A 17,094-nucleotide genomic window follows, 5' to 3' on the forward strand; every position below is an offset into this window, starting at 1 on the left:
TAGCCTTTTACTCAGGATAAATTATTTTTAATTATATATAACAGAAACTTAAAATGAAAAAGCCGTATTTAGGCGGAAAGCCGACTAATTTGCTTCATTTTTATTTGAATCAATACGCTATATGCTCATTTTCACGTTATAAGTCCTTAATATTTATAGGTGGTCGTAATGAAAATGAAATGGGTTCCAGATTATAATACTGGTATCGATGTGATTGACGATCAGCACAAACGAATTCTCGATTATATCAACGAAATTGATGGAATTGATGCCAATACCGAGCGTGCCCGTATTAAACAGATTCTCGACAATATTATTGATTATACCCAGTCGCATTTCACCTTTGAGGAATCTCTTCAGGAAGAAGCCGGCTATAAATATCGGGTGCCGCATAAACGTGTGCATGACCTGTTTATTAAAAAAATCGAGTCTTATCGTGACCGTTTTGAACTGGGACAGTCCATTGAATCAGAGCTGCACGAAGTATTATCGAAATGGCTGATTAACCATATTCAGCATGATGACGCCGATTATGTCGGTGCCGTGAAAGAAAATATGATGGGGATCATCAAGGAAAAAGAAAAGAAAACAGGTAAAAACTGGTTCGCTCGTTTCTTTTCATAATAAAAGACGTAACGAGATAACAAAAATTAAAATCTAATTATAATTTTTGCGCAGCAAATCACTGTCATGGTGGTTTGCTTTTTGTTTTTGATTTTCACCGCTTCACAAGGCAAAATAGCGCTAGATTTTTATAGGAATGCATCATGCAGGACAATGCTATGTCAAAATGGTTATCGCCGCTGATGGCTTTCTGTTTATCGTTTATTATCATCGCGACGCTCGCACCGATAACCGGTATACAGATTGATCGTCAGCTGGATTTCTGGATGCTCTGGTTGGCCACCATGCTGATTCTGGCGCTTCCAGTCTGCTACTTGGAAATTGCTTTGGCCAAGCGCTCTAAAACAACGCCATTACAGGCGCTGTCGACGCTGACCCGTGAAGCTGATGCGTCACAGAAATGGCGTATTGTCGGCTGGTTAAGTGTGATCTTTATTCCGTTTTTGGCAGGTGCCATGCTGAACAATGCCAGTAATGTTCTGGCGGTTGCTGCACTTGATCTTACACCGAATCTTCTGTTGATCGGATTGGCAATTGCTGCGCTGGCCTTGTCACTGCTGCCACGTCAAATTTTATTAGTGGTTACAGCGATTGGTGTGCTGGCGTCTCTGGTTCTGGCCAATGTGATGGGAACTGCGCTACCTGCATGGCAAGTCACACCAGTCGAGTTCTCGGAATGGGGCAATGCCACCGTATTGGCTTTGGTCGCAAGTGGTCTGGGCATGGGCTTGTACTGGCAATCTAGCCTGAGCGCTGTACAACAACAGGATGTCGCCAGCAAGACGGTATTGCCGATCTGGATTGCGCAGCTAGTTGCTGTCATTGCATTTGCTTTCTTTGCCATACAAGCACAAATTCCTGCATTTACTCTGGTCGCAGCAATGGTGGCAGCTGCCGCATTAATGCTGCAAATGGCACGTGAACAATTACAGCAACGCCAGCTTCATCCTGCAATTCAATGGGCAATTGTGGCGGCGGTCACGCTGATCTGGGCTATTCCAAATCTAAGTCCAATTTTCAATGTGGTGTTGTTAGTCTGGGGCTTATTGATTTGTTTGATCTATGCATTATTTGCCGGCTGGATCATGAAGATCAGTCATTTGCGTAAATCAATGAATTTCAGCTCTGAAGCATTTTATAACATTTGGCGTATTGCAGTACGCGTGGTGTTACCTGTCGGGATTATTCTGGCAATCATTGCTGTCTTGGGACAATTCGTCTGATGAGTGAGGCGATGATCTGGGTAGCGTATGCGACGCCAGAAAAACAATTTCATCTAGCCGTGCCATTTCAGCCCGGCATGACGGCACTGGATGCGATTGAGCAAAGTGGAATACGTGAGCAGGTCGAATTGCCTGAACCCTTATCTTTGGGCATTTTTGGCGTGCGTTTGCAAGATCATCAGCAGCCACTGGCAGCAGGGGATCGGGTAGAAATTTACCGAGCACTGACCATCAATCCTAAAGATATCCGACGTAAACGCGCCGAGAAAAATCCTGTGGGTCGTTATGCCAGAGGCAATCTTTTAAGAAAGCTGAAACCGTCTTCCGAATAGAAAGCGGCTTGAATGAGCAGTAGCCTCAATGATCTGCTCAATCAATCAGCTTAATCAAAAAAGCCCCTGATGATTCAGGGGCTTTTTCATGAGAAACCGACTATAGTGGAGGAGCATTTAAAATTGCTTCTTTTGATCCTGGTAAGCCGGGTTGAGATTCTGGAATCGTCTCCAGACCTTCAACACGTTCTACGATACCAGACTGGTTAAAGTAGATTTTCAAATGCTGGCCTTGGGCTGCCGGGATCTTGGCTTTTTTAGCGTAGGTTCCTGGGGTATAGTTATAGATGTAGTCCCAACGTAAAGGATTCAGTGGATCGCTTACTGTTGGACTGCCCAGTAAGAAACGCACCTGTTGATGGCTCATTCCCACCTGAATTTTAGCGGCTTGTGCTTGGGTTAAAGGGGTTCCTTGTGGAATATCTACTTTATAAACACCTAATGTCGAACAGCCGACGAGCAATGAAGTGACGAATAACGTCAACATGATTTTTTGCATTTTGCTAAACTATCCCAAATTAATTATGATGCATTTGATCCAAGGATAGATCATACTGCATCTAAACTTTGTTGCATATTCCAACTTTGATTTTGTTGAGAGACCTTTTTACATGACTATTTCAAACCAAGATTTACGAAAAGCTGGGCTGAAAGTTACCCTTCCACGAATTAAAATATTAGAATTACTAGAAAATTCAAAACAACATCATTTAAGTGCGGAAGATATTTACAAGACTTTACTCGATCAGGGCGAAGATGTAGGTTTAGCAACTGTGTATCGTGTGTTAACGCAGTTTGAAGCAGCGGGCATCATCGAACGTCATAATTTTGAAAATAATCATTCAGTTTTTGAAATTATGCAGGAAGATCACCACGATCACCTAGTATGTTTAAATTGCAGCAAAGTTGTTGAATTTATTAATGACACGATTGAAAAAGAGCAGCATGACGTTGCTGAAAAATTTGGTTTTGAATTAACCGGTCACTCACTGAATCTGTATGGTTATTGCGATGCGCCTGCCTGTCAGGAAGTGTTCCGTAAAAAATAATTTGAGCGTTGGTTCAAACAAAAAAAACAGGCTTCATGCGAAGCCTGTTTTTTTATGCCTTCAAGATGATCAGGACTGACCATCAAAAGTAATATTGGAATGCGCACGTAATAAGTGGCTGCCACCTTCTTCTGAGAGCTTGATTTGCAGACGCAAGTCATTTGGTGAATCCGCATGTTTCAGCGCATCTTTATAGCTGATCTGTTTGGCTTTATACAGATCATAGAGCGCCTGATCGAAGGTCTGCATGCCCAGTTCACGGGAACGCTTCATCAGATCCTTGATCTCATGCACATCACCTTTACGAATCAAGTCGGCAATCAGTGGTGAGTTAATCAGAATCTCAATCGCTGCACGGCGACCATTACCATCGATGGTTGGAATCAGTTGCTGTGCCACAATGGCTTTCATGTTCAGGGACAAGTCCATGAACAGCTGATTATGTCGGTCTGCTTCGAAGAAATGGATAATCCGGTCAATCGCTTGGTTGGCGTTGTTGGCGTGCAGGGTAGCAAAGACCAGATGACCGGTTTCGGCAAAGGCAATCGCATAATCCATGGTTTCACGTGAACGGATCTCACCGATCAGAATCACGTCTGGTGCCTGACGCAGGGTATTTTTCAGGGCAATTTCAAATGAATCAGTATCGATGCCGACTTCACGCTGGGTGATAATACAGCCCTTATGCTGGTGAATAAATTCGATCGGATCTTCAATGGTAATGATATGACCTTTGGAATTTTCATTACGATAACCGACCAAAGACGCCAGCGAGGTTGATTTACCGGTACCCGTTGCCCCGACAAAAATAATGATGCCACGTTTGGTCATCGCCAGTTCTTTTAGAATCGGCGGTAACTTGAGTTCATCCATCGTGGGAATAACAGTTTCAATCCGACGCAGCACCATCCCCGGTTGATCTCGTTGCTGAAAGGCACTGACACGGAAGCGGGCACTTTTATCCGGCGTGCTGATGGCAAAGTTACATTCACGACTGTCAGCAAATTCTTTACGCTGCTTTTCGGTCATGATGGAATGGAGCAGTTGTCCTACTGCCGCACCGGGTAATTTTACCGAACCAATCGGTAAAATCTGCCCATTAATCTTGATGGACGGTTCGACATCGGCAGTAATGAACAGATCCGATGCTTTTTTCTCCACCATATAATCGAGTAAGCCGTTAAAATCCATGTATATAAACCCCAATACAATTCAATTTTTTTATAAAAATGCTTCTGGCTGTTTGGCTGCAGTACATGCAACTTGCGGGCTGATCAAACCTTTGGACACTAGCGTTTTTAGTGTCTGATCCAGCGTGGTCATGCCATAGTTGGCACCGGTCTGAATTGCTGAGTACATTTGTGCGACTTTGTTTTCACGGATCAGGTTACGGATCGCCGGAATACCGATCATTATTTCATGCGCTGCGACACGCCCACCGCCATTTTTCTTCAGTAGAGCCTGTGAAACTACGGCTTGTAGGGATTCAGATAACATGGCGCGTACCATGTCTTTTTCTTCGGCAGGGAATACGTCGATCACACGGTCAATGGTTTTGGCCGCTGAGGTGGTATGCAGCGTACCAAATACTAAGTGACCGGTTTCTGCGGCAGTTAATGCCAGACGAATGGTTTCAAGGTCACGCATCTCACCGACCAGAATAATATCCGGGTCTTCACGCAGTGCCGAACGCAATGCTTCATTAAAGCCATGCGTATCACGATGCACTTCACGCTGGTTAATCAGACATTTCTTGGACTGATGCACAAATTCGATTGGGTCTTCAACGGTCAGAATGTGGTCATAGCGGTTGTCATTAATATAATCCAGCATCGCCGCCAAGGTGGTTGATTTACCCGAACCGGTTGGACCTGTGACCAGTACCAGACCACGTGGATATTCACAGATATCTTTAAAAATCTGTCCCATGCCCAGATCTTCAAGGGTCAGGACTTTAGAGGGAATGGTACGGAATACCGCACCGGCACCGCGGTTCTGGTTAAATGCGTTGACACGAAAACGCGCCACGCCAGGCACTTCAAAAGAAAAGTCAGTTTCCAGATTTTCTTCAAAATCACGGCGCTGTTTGTCGTTCATGATGTCATAAACGAGTTTATGCACTTCTTTGTGTTCTAATGCTGGCAGGTTGATGCGACGAACTTCCCCATCGACACGAATCATTGGCGGTAAGCCCGCAGACAAGTGTAAATCCGACGCACCATTTTTAGCAGAAAATGCCAACAATTCTGTGATATCCATAAGGTCCCCGAGTTCATTAAAATGTTAATTATTTTGATAGAATAATAAGGCTTTCCCACAGCTTAACCAACACTTAGTTCATGGGCAAGGGAAAAAAAGATGAATGAAATGAGAACCCCATCAATGAATATGTTGCAACAGTCACGAAATCAGGTCTTAATGCAAATTGAAACTGCCTGTATTCAGGCGGGCCGCGAAGCAGATGCGGTGCAACTGCTTGCCGTTTCCAAGACCCAGCCAAGTAGCGTGCTGGCTGATATGTATCAGGCCGGGCAACATGCTTTTGGTGAAAACTATTTGCAGGAAGCGCTGGAAAAAATCACGGCCCTGAAAGAGCTGGACATTGAATGGCATTTTATTGGTCATGTGCAGCGCAACAAAACCAAGGCTCTGGCAGAAAATTTTGCCTGGGTGCATGGAGTCGATCGACTGATTATTGCCGAGCGCTTATCCAATCAGCGTGGAGATGATCAGCCTGCACTGAATATCTGTATTCAGGTGAATATTGATGGTCAGGATACCAAAGATGGTTGTCGACCAGATGCGGTTGCAGATTTAGTCGTACAGATTAGCCAACTGCCAAATGTGCGTTTACGTGGTTTGATGGTGATTCCAGCACCGAATAATCCTCAAGCCTTTGCTGATGCCAAAGTTTTATTTGATGCAGTCAAAGTTCAGCATGCACATCCTGAAGATTGGGATACTTTAAGTATGGGCATGTCTGCGGATATGACCGACGCGATTGCTGCGGGTTCTACCATGGTTCGTGTTGGTACGGCCTTGTTTGGCGCACGGCCTAAAAAAGATGTATAAACTACTAATGTCAGTTTTTTGCAGCAAAGCGTTATCGCAGGGTATTGGATAACGCTTTTTTTCTGGCTGGTTCGAGCCATTTAGCCATTAACCAGGCAAAAACTATTAAGCTGCACATGCTCGCAAGCAAGGCTAAAATTGCTCCGCCCAGACCATAGTCCAAAGTTGCCGGAATACAGCCTAAAATAAATAAAAGTAAGGGGAAATGGGTGACATACAAGGTATAGGAAAAGTCTGCAGATTGAACCCAGACCGGATGATAGTGACTGCGTTGATGCTGGAGTTGTACCAGCCAGCAGCTAAAGGCCAGACCCAGACAGAAATTAAAAGGGACAAAATTCGCAGCACTGTATTGCTGGGCCTCATCAATCACCTGAAACTGGTAAGCATCAAAACAGGCAATTAGAAATGCCAAGCCGAATAGGGCTAGTTTGACCGATTGTAAGCGGTTTAAAAAACGTAGCTGGATATATCGAAATGAACAGGCAAAGGCAGTGAGCCAGACCAGAAAATAAATAAAAAACTGGATGTTCAGTACTGACAGTATAGCCAGAACCATAAAAAATCCGATTTTGGCGATTTCCGAATTTTTTAAAAAAGGTAGGAATCCGGCCAGCACATAAAACCACACTTCATAGCTCAGGCTCCAGAGTGCAGCATTGGCTAAAACCGTTGGTGTTACAAAGCCATTCAAAAATAGCAGCGAACCAAAAAATTCCATCATGTCTACATTATAGTCAGTCCGGATCATCATGCCAAAACTGTGTTGAAAAGCATGAGTATGGCTGGCAAATAATAGTGGAGCGAGTAGATAGAGAACCAGGGTCAACCCCATGGCAAACAGAAAGGGTGGTAAAATTCTGCTGCAACGCTGTCGAGCATAACGGTGCAGATTGAACTGACCATGCTGATGAATGTTGTGCTGGATCGAATAGCCGATCAGATAGCCACTTAAGGCAAAGAAAATCATGACTGCAGCCTGCCCAAGCAGACGTATCCATGAATAAATGCTGGTATCGAAAGGCGCAATAAATGCCTGAAAGCAATGACTGAACAGCACCACAATGGCACTGATGCCCCGCAGGCTCTCAAGCTGTAGGCTGAAATAGGGCGAGAGCTTGTTCGGGGCAGGGTGAATCATCGTTAACCTATAATCTGAATGGTACTGGCGCCTGCACCGACAGGCTTGACCTGAATTTGTACCGGAATCCGTTCATGCATTTCCTGCACATGCGAGATTAATACAACTTTACGACCCTGACTTTGTAAATGATCCAGTGCATTCATCACCATATGTAACGAAGCAGGATCTAGCGTACCAAAACCTTCATCAATAAACAGTGATTCCAGTTTCATGGAGCCGGAGGCCATATTGGCAATCGCCAAAGCCAAAGCCAATGAAACCAGGAAGGTTTCACCCCCCGATAGGGACAGCACAGGGCGGACTTCACTATTCATGTCCAGATCAATAATCGCCAGACTCAGGCTATCCGGAATACGGTGTAACTGATAGCGGGGTGCCAACGGTTGCAACTGCTGATTTGCATATTCCACCAGAATATCCAGATGATGTTCCTGGGCAATTTTCTGGAATTTGGTACCTTCCTTATGTCCGATCAGGTCGTAAATACGACCCCAACGGTATTCTTCGGCTTTGATCTGCTCAATTTGCTGCTGATATTTGGCATAGGTGTTTTGATTATTGGCATTCATACGCAGTTTGGCATCAGTTTCATTGAGCACTTCCTGCTGCATTATTTTTTCCTGATGCAGCATGCCAAGTTTTTGTTCAATTTCCTCAAATTCATGTTCTGGCTGTAGTTTTAAATGGGCCTGATATTGTTCTTCAAGTAATTGCCAGGCTGTTCTGGCATTTTCGAGTGCCTGTTTCTGGTTGGCCAGATTCTGACGAATGCGTTGATGGTTGCTCAGATCAATACTGAGCCATTGTTCAATTTGAGCTGCCGTCACTTGAGGATGTGCTGCTTGCCATGCCTGAATATCTTGCTGATATTGAGCCAATTGCTGATCGATCTGCTGAAGTTGGCTGATAAATTCTTGCAGTTTTAAGTGGGTTTGATGCCACTGTTTTTCGGCCTGCGCCGTGCATTGACGCTTTTGTTCTAAAGTCTGCTCTAAGGTCTTGGCTTGTAGCTCTAGTGCATTGCGCCATTCTGCAGCGACACGGTAGACTTGTCCTGCATGTTCTTGGGTCAGTTCAGCCAGTTGTTGACGCAGGTCTTTGCCTTGCTGAATCAACTGCTCTACAGACTGGCTCAATTGAGCAAAATTTTGCTGTTCCAATTGTAGTTGATACTGGCTCTTTTCCAATATCTGCTGCTGTTGATGCAGGTCAGATTCCAGCTGCTTTTGTACTGCCAAGTGCTGCATGCGGTGCTCTACTTGTCGTTGCAACTGAGGTAAGCAGAGCATAGGTGGCTGCGACTGGTACTGCTCGGGCAGTATGCTTAAAACTGGGTGTATCAGCTGGTCGAGTTGCTGACGTTGCTGTAGAGCCAGTTGTAATTGGTGCAATTGCTGTTGTTGTTGACGCCATTGTTGTAATTGTTGCTGGAGCTGTTGTTCCTGCTGTTGTGATAGTTCTAGCTGCTGGACCAAACTTTGAGTGTGATTCGCCAGTAACTGGATGAATGTAGGAAGATCATTGTGCTGCTCGGTAACCACTTCCAGTTTAAGTAGTTGAGATTTACAGTCAGCAGAGGATTGTTGAATCTGGTTTTGCAGGATCTGGCAACGCTGTTGCTGTTGCTCAATTACTGTTTGTGCTTTAGACATTTCAATGCGTTGCTGCTGCTGAGATTGCAGTTGCTGATCGAGCTGCTGTTTTGCCTGCCGTAACTGTTGCTCCTGTAGCTGGTTCAGGCTCTGTTCCAGATGTTCATGGACGGCATCGACAAAAGGATGGGCTGGGCTTCCACAGACCATGCATGGCTCATCCGGTTTTAACTGGCCACGAAGATCCTGCACACTTTGCGCATGCAATAAACGTTGCTGGGCAAGTATTTGTTCCAGGTGTTCATAGGCCTGTTGTTCAGCCTGAATCTGCTGATGTAGTGCCTGTTCGGCCTCTTGCTGCATTTTTAGTTGCTGCTGTTGGCTATTTACAGCAGATTGCAGTTGTTCAAATTCTTGTGATTGTTGAACGATTTGTTGTACCTGCTGTTGCAGCAGGTCGAGCTGACGCTGTTCCGCTTGGCGTTGCTGACGCATTTCCTGAATGGTTTTGAGATGCTCTTCTAGCTGTTCCAGACTATGATGCTGTTGTATCCACTTGTTCAGATTTCCTGAAAGTACTGTAACGGTTTTTTCCAGTTCAGGTAAAGGCTGCTTCAGGCTGTCCGGATTCTGTTGCTGCAGTTGCTGATACTGACGCATAAAGTCTTGTATGCGTTGCAAGGTACTTTGCGGCTCCAGATCGAACACATTTAAAAAGCCAGATTCAGCCAATTGTTGTGCAACCTTTTCTTGCCGAGCTTGTAGCTGATTCAAAGTCTGTTGTTGCTGTCGCAGTTGTTCTTCTAAAGGCTGTAGACGAAGGGTTTGAAACTGGCTTTGCTCTGCATGCAGTTTTTTGTACCGCTCTGATACCGTATCAATTGCATGATCCAGCCTTAAACCTGCCTCCAGATGCGGTTTCAGGTTTGCCAAGTGTTGCTGAAACTGGTGCTGCTGTTGTTGTAAGGCTGTAAGTTTGGCTTCTTCTGCTACAAAGCTCTGTTTGAGCGTTTGAAATTCCAGCGTAAATTGGGTGTGCTGGTGCTGAATCTGCTCTTTTTGAGGGGCTAGACGGGTACGACTCACAAACTGATCCCGAATCGACTGGAATTCATCCAGCTGCTCCAGTAGCTGTTGCTGTCCTGCAGATTTATTTACTGCATCTTGCTGTACTTCGTAGACTTCTTTTTTGGCATGGACTTCTGCATAGAGTTTATGTCGGTCCAGATGCCATTGTTTCTCATTTTCTAGCAGTTTTTCTGATTGCTGCAAATTCTGAAGTTGCAAAGACAAAGAGCTCTGCTGCTGCTGTAAAGTGCTGATGTCTTCTTCAGACAGAATTTCAATATGCCCGATCAACTTTTCCAGATCGTTGCGCTGGTTTTTGACTTCGCTGAATTTCTCTGCGGCTTTCTGACTAACCAGACTGAAAATCTGTGAATTGGTGAGATATTCCAGCAAGTCTGCGCGTTCATTATCTTTAGCTTTAAGAAAGGCACCGACTTCCGACTGTGCGAGCAAAACTGCGCGGGTAAACTGCTCAAAACTTAAGCCCACCAGTTTTTCAATCAAGGGTGTGACTTCCGATATTTTTTGCGTCAGTGTCGTATCATCATCCAGACATTTGACGTAGCGGTCTACTTTTAGATTGCCATCGACTTTCTGGCGTGCCCGTTTAATTTCCCAGCGTGCCATATAGCGTTTGCTGTCGAGTGCAATAAATTCCAGTTCGGCAAAACCATGCACGCAGCCACGGCGCAGAATATTCTTGGAATCCTTGATGGACACATCCTGACCGCCAGTATCTTTCAGGCTGCCTGTGGCACCTTTTAGGCGGGGGATTTCATTATACAGCGCCAGGCACATGGCATCGAGCAGGGTAGATTTCCCGGCACCAGTCTTGCCGGTGATGGCAATCAGGCCGGCATGAGCCAAAGGACTCGATTCAAAATCAATATGATGGGTGCCGGTGAGGGAGGCCAGATTATTAAGACTTAGACGTAAAATTTTCATGGCCGATCCTAGGCTTGTTGTTTTTGTGCAAGTTCGTGTTGGGCTTCATTCAGTAATTCCTGAAAATCCCGTTGTACCGAATGATCCTGCTTATAGCCCATTTTTTTCCAGATATTGAAAAATAGCGATTCCGGGGTAGGGGGTGCCAGATCAATTTTAGACTGGCTTGAACTAAGGTCGACCTGTTGCTGGTAAATCCGGCTGATGCGCAGCAGTCGGTAACGGTTAGCAGGTAGGGCCTGTTCTATTTGCTGACGCAGGTCTACCGGAGGCGGCGCATCAGTGGTGTATTCCACTTCCAGAAAATGCCGTGCAGAAAGCTGCCCGATTTCTCCGGCAGGCAAGGCCTGAATTGTAGTGATTAAATTTTCCAGCTTTTCACGAATGCGGAACAGCTCGACAGTACGCGGAATGCTTAAGGCATCGTACTGAAAGCGGTTTTCCGGGTTTTGTTCGGGATCAATCCGGACTTCAACCACCTGATGCTGGTAATGGATTTCACTAAATGACAAAGGGATTGGGGAACCACTATAGCGAATATGCGGCTGACCGACTTTTTGTGGTTTATGCAAATGCCCTAGCGCGACATAATCAATCACGTCATCAAACAGCGCCGTCGACAGGGCTTCTTCATTGCCGACAATAATCGGACGCTCGGAGTCCGAGGTCTCACCACCTTGCATGTGCGCATGTGACATTAAAATCAGTGCCTGATGTGGCTGTTTGCGGGCTTTGGCTTCGGCAATCAGTTGTTGATGCAGATAACTGATCGCGTTCTGGTTATTGCTGGTATGTTCATTCAGTCCGGTAATTTCGGCACTGCGTAAATAGGGCAGGGTCAGACACCAGGCGATGATATTTTTATCCTGATCATAAATAGGAATAAGCAGACGATCTAGGTTCAAGGTATTTTCTGCCGTGCGGCCTACTATTCCCACTGCTTTGGCATTGAATTTGGCCAGCAAGGGTTCAACCTGCTCAATCCGGTAACCGGAATCATGATTGCCTGCAATCATCAGGGTCTGCATATGTGGCGCCAGATCGTGGGCATCGGCCAGAAACTGGTATAGCTGTCTTTGCGCACTGGACGCAGGATTGATCACATCAAAAATATCGCCGGCAATCAGCAGGGCATGCGGTTGCTTTACTTTGATTTGCTCAAGTAGCCAAGTCAAAAACTGCGCATGTTCAAATTCACGGTCATGGTTATGGAAAAATTGTCCCAGATGCCAATCGGAAGTGTGAAGAAAATGAACTGCCATGTAGTGAACCCCAAGATATCTGCCTTGCTACTATAGGAAAAAGCACAGGTAAAAATCTACTTGTAAAACGATATTTCAGCGAATTGTTGGTGATGCTTAAGCTGAATTTATTTTGATCAGTATGGATATTAATGGACGGTTGTATCCGGATCATCAGATATTAAAGGCTCTGCAAGCCCTCAGATGTTAAAAATAGGGATTTTAAAAAATAAAAACCGACGATTCGAGTGATGATGAAATCGTCGGTCAAATTTGTGTTACAGGAAGATTTTGGCTGCTATTCAAAATTTTCCTGTACACTAAGACTTATTGCTTTAGCTCTAAAGGTCAGCAAAAATTCGTGGATGCCAGTCCAAATTTTTGCCCCTTGTACTCTATATAACGTCACCCTCTAGTGGATGGTTGACAATAAAATGAAAAAAAATTTAATTTTTTTTATACTCACCTGTTGAAGATCACCGAGTCATGCATATGCTGCCACTAAGTCGTTATTTTACCTGGTTTTTCTTTATCTGTTTTGTTTTTACCTGTATTTGTGGTGTGGTGGCAGCCCTATTACCGATGGGTATGGGGGCAATCTTGACGATTATTCCCTATCTGGTAGCCATGATTTGGGTGCTTTTTAAATTTCTAAAACAGCAAAAACGTGCGCCGACCCAGGCAGAACGTAAAAAATTCACGCTCGGTTTTAGCCTGATTTATTGGGGCTATAATTTATTGTTTCTCTTGCTCGGTATTGTGATCGCCACCCGTTCCAATCCGAATGCCTGGCAGGACTTTCTGCTGTATCTACAGCAACCACAGTTTATGAGCATTGTGCTGATCATGTTTTTGATGATTGCGATTCCGCTGTATCTGCTGACGTACTGGTTTTATGGCAAGCAGGCCCAGCGTATGGCAGAGAAAATGTTTGGCCATTCGCCTCAGTGAGTATTGATGAATCATTGTGTGACAGCCGATCTTCATAAATTGATTGAATGATGAAAGATACAAATTCTCCACTACAAAAATATTCCTGCTTTAAAAAAGCTGAAGATGAGTGGCGTATAATTTAAACCAAGAAAATAATAAGGCGAAGAATGACTGATGTATAAACCTGTAGTGCTGGTGACGGGAGCGAGTGGTTTTATTGGCAGTCATCTCGTACGGTTTTTATTGGATCGTGATTATCGGGTGATTGGTCTGACCCGTCAGAAAAATAAACCTGAACCACATCCGGACTTTCACTGGATTAACCAGTTGGATGAATTAAAACAGCATCAGCTTGATTATGTGGTCAATCTGGCTGGCGAAAGCATTGGTCAAGGCCGCTGGACGGCAGCGCGTAAAAAGAAATTGCTGGATAGCCGTTTAGACACCACCAAACAGGTTTTTGATTATTTAGAAAAAAATCAGCTTAAACCGAAACGAATTATTTCAACATCGGCCGTTGGTTATTATGGCATTGACCCCAATGAGCGCTGGGAACAGGTCTGCACGGAGCAAAGTCCGCCACAAGATATTTTTATGTCTGAACTTTGTGCAAAGTGGGAACAGCTGGCCTTGTCCTATACTAACCAGAACACCAAGATTGTTCGCTTTGCGGTGGTGTTTGGCAAAGGTGGCGGGATTCTTCCGCAGATGCTATTGCCGATTAAATTGAATCTGTTCGGGCGGATTGGTCATGGACGTCAGCCAGTGACCTGGGTGCATCTAGACGATGTACTGCGAGCGATTGAATTCTTGATACTTGAGGATACAGCCGAGCAGATCTTTAATGTGGTCGCGCCAGAAAAAAGTAGTCAGGCCCAGTTTGCACGAACTGCGGCCCAGATTCTGAAGCGCAAACCCTTACTTCCACTACCCGCATGCAGTCTGAAAATGATGCTGGGAGAACAGTCACAACTGGTCTTAAACGGTCAGTATGTACAGTCCAAAGCCTTGCAGGAGGCTGGATTCCAGTTTCATTATCCAACTCTGAAAGAAGCACTGGATAATATCCTAAAGCACTAAACGACTGGGCTCTAATAAACGGACAGGATCATAAGGAGCTGGATCAACGATTGGCATTTTTTTAAGGATGAGTTGAGCGAGTAGTTTGCCTGATGCCGGCCCCATGCATAAACCATTCCGGAAATGTCCAAAATTGGCCCAGGCATTGTATAGCTTGGGAATTTTGCCAATATAGGGAATACCATCGGGTGAGCTGGGTCTTAATCCGGCCCATTGCTTGACCAGCGGAAAATCTGCCAGTTCCGGTACCATCTCGATACACGCCTGTAAAATATCCTGCCGGATTTCGCTAGAAGGCGAGGTGTCAAAACCGACCTGACGCATACTGGAACCACATAAAACATGTCCATCCTGACGTGGAATCAGGTACATCACCTTATGCATGCACATGGTCGGCAGCCAGTTTTCTGGCGTTTTAAACAGCAGCATCTGGCCCTGAACCGGCTGTACCGGAATTTCCAAACCAAGTTGCTGTGACCAGTGTTGCGACCATGCTCCGGTTGTGAACACATATTGATCTGCCTGAAAAACCTGGCTATGTTCATCTGAGATACTTTTTACACAGCCTTGCTGAATATTGAGCCGAGTGATTTTACAGTCTTCTTGCCAGGTGACACGAGGATGCTGCTTCAAATAGTGAATGATCGACTGTAATAACCGTGGATTACGGATATTCGCCAGTTCAGGGAAATAAATCGCCTGCTTGAATTTGCTCTGATTAATTCTTGGATTGATCTGTTGCAGTTTAGCCTGATCAAGCAATTCTGCCTGTTGCTGCGGATCCTGATGTGTTTTGGCATAACTTAAACCGATTTCAAAATCGGATTCATCAAAAATCAGCATACCTGTTTCATGAATCTGGAAATCGATGCCAGTGAAAGGTTGCAGTTTTTGATTCCAGTCCTGATACATGGGTTTGGCATGTCGAGCCAGAGCATTTACAGCAGCGGGATAACGCCAGGGATACATCGGGGAAAGGATTCCTCCTCCAGCCCAGGATGCAGCCTGTCCGGCGGCCTGTTGATCAAAAAGGGTAACAGAACATCCCTGTTCAAGCAGTTCCAGCGCCGACATCAAACCGGTGATGCCAGCGCCGACAATGGCAATATGCATTGCGCCGAAATCCTTTTACTTCATGTCTTTCAGTTTAAGCGCAGCTTCTTCAGCAAAATAGGTCCAGATACCATCTGCACCGGCACGACGACAGCTCATCAATGATTCTAAAATGACGCTATCAGATAACCAGCCATTTTGAATTGCCGCAGCCAGCATCGCGTATTCGCCACTGACCTGATAGACAAAGGTTGGTACGCCAAAAGTGTCTTTGACTTCGCGGACGATATCCAGATAAGGCATGCCCGGTTTAACAATCACCATGTCTGCACCTTCCTGAATATCCAGCGCAATTTCATGCAGGGCTTCAGCACGGTTACCAACATCCATCTGGTAATTGTATTTATTGCCGCCTTTTAAATTGCTGGCAGAACCGACTGCATCACGGAACGGACCATAGAAACTTGATGCATATTTGGCTGAATAGGCCATGATCGAAGTATAGATATGACCATTTTGCTCAAAGGCCTGACGAATCGCACCGATCCGGCCATCCATCATGTCACTTGGAGCAAACACATCTGCACCGGCTTCGGCATGGCTCAAGCCCTGTTTAATCAGGCACTCGACCGTTTCATCATTTAAGACATAACCGTTCTCATCAATAATGCCATCCTGACCATGCGTGGTATACGGGTCTAATGCGCCGTCAGTAATCAGCACCATTTCTGGCAGTTCTTTTTTCAATAAACGCAAGGTGTTTTGTACCAGACCATCTTCATGCCACGCAGCTTCTGCAGTCAGGCTTTTATCTTCTTGTGGGGTGACCGGAAATAGCGCCAGTTTATTGACACCGAGTTCCAGTAGACGTTCTGATTTTTTTAACAACAAGTCCGCTGACAGACGCTGGATATTCGGCATACTTGGAATATCTTGGGTCTGGTTTTGTCCTGGCAGGACAAATACTGGATAAATGAGATGATCTGCCGCGAGATGGGTTTCACGAACCATCGAACGTAAATGTTCATTTTTACGAATACGACGCATGCGAGTTGCAGGAAACGCGGGACGATTGAACGTATAAGTCATAAAAATCTCAGTAATCAGTATTAAACTAGGCCTCTATTGTAGCCCTAACTCAAATTTTTGGGCATAAATTAGCGGTTTTTTATTGTGGTGGATTCGGGCAAAGTGATGAGTAAGACAGAGAGAAACTGGACCGGTAATATACATCTGGGCTCGAAAGTGGATATTGATGTAGTCCTGAACCAGCTGGTACATGCTTTTAATAGCTCTCCTTTTTTTAAGCATAACGGCATGACCATGCGGGTGGTCGAGGGCCAGATTGAGGCCTATGTAGAAATGCAGGATTTCATGATTGGTAATGTGGCTTTCCAGATTCTGCATGGCGGTCTGGCTGCAACTGTACTGGATAGCGTCGGTGGTATTGTGGCCATGGGCGAACTGTATAAAAAAGCTGAACCGGAAACGATTGCAGATACCATTAAAAAAGTGTCGCGTCTGGCGACGGTCGATATGCGGGTGGATTATCTGGCGCCTGGACGTGGCAAATATTTTATTGCACGTGCAGAAACCTTACGTTTGGGGCGTAAGGGCTGCACCATGCGCATGACCATGGTCAATGATGAAGATAAGGCGATTGCAACAGCGATTGCGTCTTATGCCTATTAATGAAATCGTGAATTGAGGAAGCTAAAAAGCACTGTTTAACAGTGCT

Annotated in this window: 16 protein-coding genes; 8 read left to right on the top strand and 8 right to left on the bottom strand. The window is 45.1% G+C overall.

Annotation, left to right across the window (positions count from 1 at the left end):
- Nucleotides 1-168 precede the first annotated feature (168 nt).
- The 3 genes from ACP7BU_RS07615 (at nucleotide 169) to ACP7BU_RS07625 (ending at nucleotide 2,179) form a co-directional block, all read left to right on the top strand.
- Nucleotides 169-624: a bacteriohemerythrin gene (locus tag ACP7BU_RS07615; RefSeq protein ID WP_005247102.1), complete on the top strand. Its 456-nt coding sequence runs from the start codon at nucleotides 169-171 to the stop codon at nucleotides 622-624.
- A 143-nt stretch (nucleotides 625-767) separates the two neighbouring features.
- Nucleotides 768-1,847: a hypothetical protein gene (locus tag ACP7BU_RS07620; RefSeq protein WP_180087559.1), complete on the top strand. Its 1,080-nt coding sequence runs from the start codon at nucleotides 768-770 to the stop codon at nucleotides 1,845-1,847.
- Complete coding sequence (locus tag ACP7BU_RS07625; RefSeq protein WP_005107703.1) at nucleotides 1,847-2,179, top strand: RnfH family protein; 333 nt, start codon at nucleotides 1,847-1,849, stop codon at nucleotides 2,177-2,179. The genes ACP7BU_RS07620 and ACP7BU_RS07625 overlap by 1 nt, the downstream gene beginning before the upstream one ends.
- Before the next feature lie 100 nt (nucleotides 2,180-2,279).
- Here ACP7BU_RS07625 and ACP7BU_RS07630 read toward each other — a convergent pair whose 3' ends face one another.
- Nucleotides 2,280-2,678, bottom strand: coding sequence for an outer membrane protein assembly factor BamE (locus tag ACP7BU_RS07630; RefSeq protein ID WP_004279275.1), 399 nt, complete (start codon nucleotides 2,676-2,678; stop codon nucleotides 2,280-2,282).
- A gap of 112 nt (nucleotides 2,679-2,790) precedes the next feature.
- Between ACP7BU_RS07630 and fur the strand changes: the two genes are divergently transcribed.
- Complete coding sequence (gene fur, locus ACP7BU_RS07635; RefSeq protein ID WP_004279276.1) at nucleotides 2,791-3,228, top strand: ferric iron uptake transcriptional regulator; 438 nt, start codon at nucleotides 2,791-2,793, stop codon at nucleotides 3,226-3,228.
- Nucleotides 3,229-3,297: 69 nt separating this feature from the next.
- On the opposite strand, the gene ACP7BU_RS07640 is transcribed toward fur, so the two are convergent.
- Both ACP7BU_RS07640 and ACP7BU_RS07645 read right to left on the bottom strand, forming a co-directional pair.
- Complete coding sequence (locus ACP7BU_RS07640; protein ID WP_004279277.1) at nucleotides 3,298-4,419, bottom strand: PilT/PilU family type 4a pilus ATPase; 1,122 nt, start codon at nucleotides 4,417-4,419, stop codon at nucleotides 3,298-3,300.
- Nucleotides 4,420-4,449: 30 nt separating this feature from the next.
- Complete coding sequence (locus ACP7BU_RS07645) at nucleotides 4,450-5,487, bottom strand: type IV pilus twitching motility protein PilT (protein WP_425879576.1); 1,038 nt, start codon at nucleotides 5,485-5,487, stop codon at nucleotides 4,450-4,452.
- A 123-nt stretch (nucleotides 5,488-5,610) separates the two neighbouring features.
- Here ACP7BU_RS07645 and ACP7BU_RS07650 point away from each other — a divergent pair, with 123 nt between their 5' ends.
- Nucleotides 5,611-6,300, top strand: coding sequence for a YggS family pyridoxal phosphate-dependent enzyme (locus tag ACP7BU_RS07650; protein ID WP_425879777.1), 690 nt, complete (start codon nucleotides 5,611-5,613; stop codon nucleotides 6,298-6,300).
- Between the two features lie 31 nt (nucleotides 6,301-6,331).
- Here ACP7BU_RS07650 and ACP7BU_RS07655 read toward each other — a convergent pair whose 3' ends face one another.
- From ACP7BU_RS07655 to ACP7BU_RS07665, 3 genes are read right to left on the bottom strand one after another with little or no spacing between them, the layout of a single operon-like run.
- Nucleotides 6,332-7,441, bottom strand: a complete 1,110-nt coding sequence (locus tag ACP7BU_RS07655; protein ID WP_425879578.1) for an acyltransferase family protein — start codon at nucleotides 7,439-7,441, stop codon at nucleotides 6,332-6,334.
- Between the two features lie 2 nt (nucleotides 7,442-7,443).
- Nucleotides 7,444-11,049: an AAA family ATPase gene (locus ACP7BU_RS07660; protein ID WP_425879580.1), complete on the bottom strand. Its 3,606-nt coding sequence runs from the start codon at nucleotides 11,047-11,049 to the stop codon at nucleotides 7,444-7,446.
- Nucleotides 11,050-11,057: 8 nt separating this feature from the next.
- Nucleotides 11,058-12,311, bottom strand: a complete 1,254-nt coding sequence (locus ACP7BU_RS07665; protein ID WP_425879582.1) for an exonuclease SbcCD subunit D — start codon at nucleotides 12,309-12,311, stop codon at nucleotides 11,058-11,060.
- Between the two features lie 471 nt (nucleotides 12,312-12,782).
- Here ACP7BU_RS07665 and ACP7BU_RS07670 point away from each other — a divergent pair, with 471 nt between their 5' ends.
- Both ACP7BU_RS07670 and ACP7BU_RS07675 read left to right on the top strand, forming a co-directional pair.
- The gene (locus ACP7BU_RS07670) at nucleotides 12,783-13,241 is read left to right on the top strand and encodes an ABZJ_00895 family protein (RefSeq protein WP_425879779.1); all 459 of its coding nucleotides are present in this window, start codon (nucleotides 12,783-12,785) and stop codon (nucleotides 13,239-13,241) included.
- Nucleotides 13,242-13,397: 156 nt separating this feature from the next.
- Nucleotides 13,398-14,303, top strand: a complete 906-nt coding sequence (locus tag ACP7BU_RS07675; protein WP_425879584.1) for a TIGR01777 family oxidoreductase — start codon at nucleotides 13,398-13,400, stop codon at nucleotides 14,301-14,303.
- On the opposite strand, the gene thiO is transcribed toward ACP7BU_RS07675, so the two are convergent.
- A complete protein-coding gene (gene thiO / locus ACP7BU_RS07680) occupies nucleotides 14,292-15,416 on the bottom strand; it encodes a glycine oxidase ThiO (protein ID WP_425879586.1) in 1,125 nt (374 codons plus the stop codon). The two genes, ACP7BU_RS07675 and thiO, sit on opposite strands and share 12 nt — an antisense overlap.
- 15 nt (nucleotides 15,417-15,431) lie before the next feature.
- Nucleotides 15,432-16,445, bottom strand: a complete 1,014-nt coding sequence (hemB, locus tag ACP7BU_RS07685; protein ID WP_425879588.1) for a porphobilinogen synthase — start codon at nucleotides 16,443-16,445, stop codon at nucleotides 15,432-15,434.
- A 105-nt stretch (nucleotides 16,446-16,550) separates the two neighbouring features.
- Between hemB and ACP7BU_RS07690 the strand changes: the two genes are divergently transcribed.
- A complete protein-coding gene (locus ACP7BU_RS07690) occupies nucleotides 16,551-17,048 on the top strand; it encodes a thioesterase family protein (RefSeq protein WP_004646146.1) in 498 nt (165 codons plus the stop codon).
- The last annotated feature ends 46 nt before the right edge of the window (nucleotides 17,049-17,094 follow it).

The organism is Acinetobacter sp. 40AMC3-4 (assembly GCF_049898185.1).
Lineage (GTDB): Bacteria > Pseudomonadota > Gammaproteobacteria > Pseudomonadales > Moraxellaceae > Acinetobacter.

What these genes read in the sequence shown, in the direction of transcription:
- ACP7BU_RS07650 (WP_425879777.1), top strand. Translation starts at nt 5,611, where the DNA reads ATGAATATGTTGCAACAGTCACGAAATCAGGTCTTAATGCAAATTGAA.
- ACP7BU_RS07615 (WP_005247102.1), top strand. Translation starts at nt 169, where the DNA reads ATGAAAATGAAATGGGTTCCAGATTATAATACTGGTATCGATGTGATT.
- ACP7BU_RS07630 (WP_004279275.1), bottom strand. Translation starts at nt 2,678, where the DNA reads ATGCAAAAAATCATGTTGACGTTATTCGTCACTTCATTGCTCGTCGGC.
- fur (WP_004279276.1), top strand. Translation starts at nt 2,791, where the DNA reads ATGACTATTTCAAACCAAGATTTACGAAAAGCTGGGCTGAAAGTTACC.
- thiO (WP_425879586.1), bottom strand. Translation starts at nt 15,416, where the DNA reads ATGCATATTGCCATTGTCGGCGCTGGCATCACCGGTTTGATGTCGGCG.
- ACP7BU_RS07620 (WP_180087559.1), top strand. Translation starts at nt 768, where the DNA reads ATGCAGGACAATGCTATGTCAAAATGGTTATCGCCGCTGATGGCTTTC.
- ACP7BU_RS07690 (WP_004646146.1), top strand. Translation starts at nt 16,551, where the DNA reads ATGAGTAAGACAGAGAGAAACTGGACCGGTAATATACATCTGGGCTCG.
- ACP7BU_RS07655 (WP_425879578.1), bottom strand. Translation starts at nt 7,441, where the DNA reads ATGATTCACCCTGCCCCGAACAAGCTCTCGCCCTATTTCAGCCTACAG.
- ACP7BU_RS07660 (WP_425879580.1), bottom strand. Translation starts at nt 11,049, where the DNA reads ATGAAAATTTTACGTCTAAGTCTTAATAATCTGGCCTCCCTCACCGGC.
- ACP7BU_RS07645 (WP_425879576.1), bottom strand. Translation starts at nt 5,487, where the DNA reads ATGGATATCACAGAATTGTTGGCATTTTCTGCTAAAAATGGTGCGTCG.
- ACP7BU_RS07640 (WP_004279277.1), bottom strand. Translation starts at nt 4,419, where the DNA reads ATGGATTTTAACGGCTTACTCGATTATATGGTGGAGAAAAAAGCATCG.
- ACP7BU_RS07670 (WP_425879779.1), top strand. Translation starts at nt 12,783, where the DNA reads ATGCTGCCACTAAGTCGTTATTTTACCTGGTTTTTCTTTATCTGTTTT.
- ACP7BU_RS07625 (WP_005107703.1), top strand. Translation starts at nt 1,847, where the DNA reads ATGAGTGAGGCGATGATCTGGGTAGCGTATGCGACGCCAGAAAAACAA.
- hemB (WP_425879588.1), bottom strand. Translation starts at nt 16,445, where the DNA reads ATGACTTATACGTTCAATCGTCCCGCGTTTCCTGCAACTCGCATGCGT.
- ACP7BU_RS07665 (WP_425879582.1), bottom strand. Translation starts at nt 12,311, where the DNA reads ATGGCAGTTCATTTTCTTCACACTTCCGATTGGCATCTGGGACAATTT.
- ACP7BU_RS07675 (WP_425879584.1), top strand. Translation starts at nt 13,398, where the DNA reads ATGTATAAACCTGTAGTGCTGGTGACGGGAGCGAGTGGTTTTATTGGC.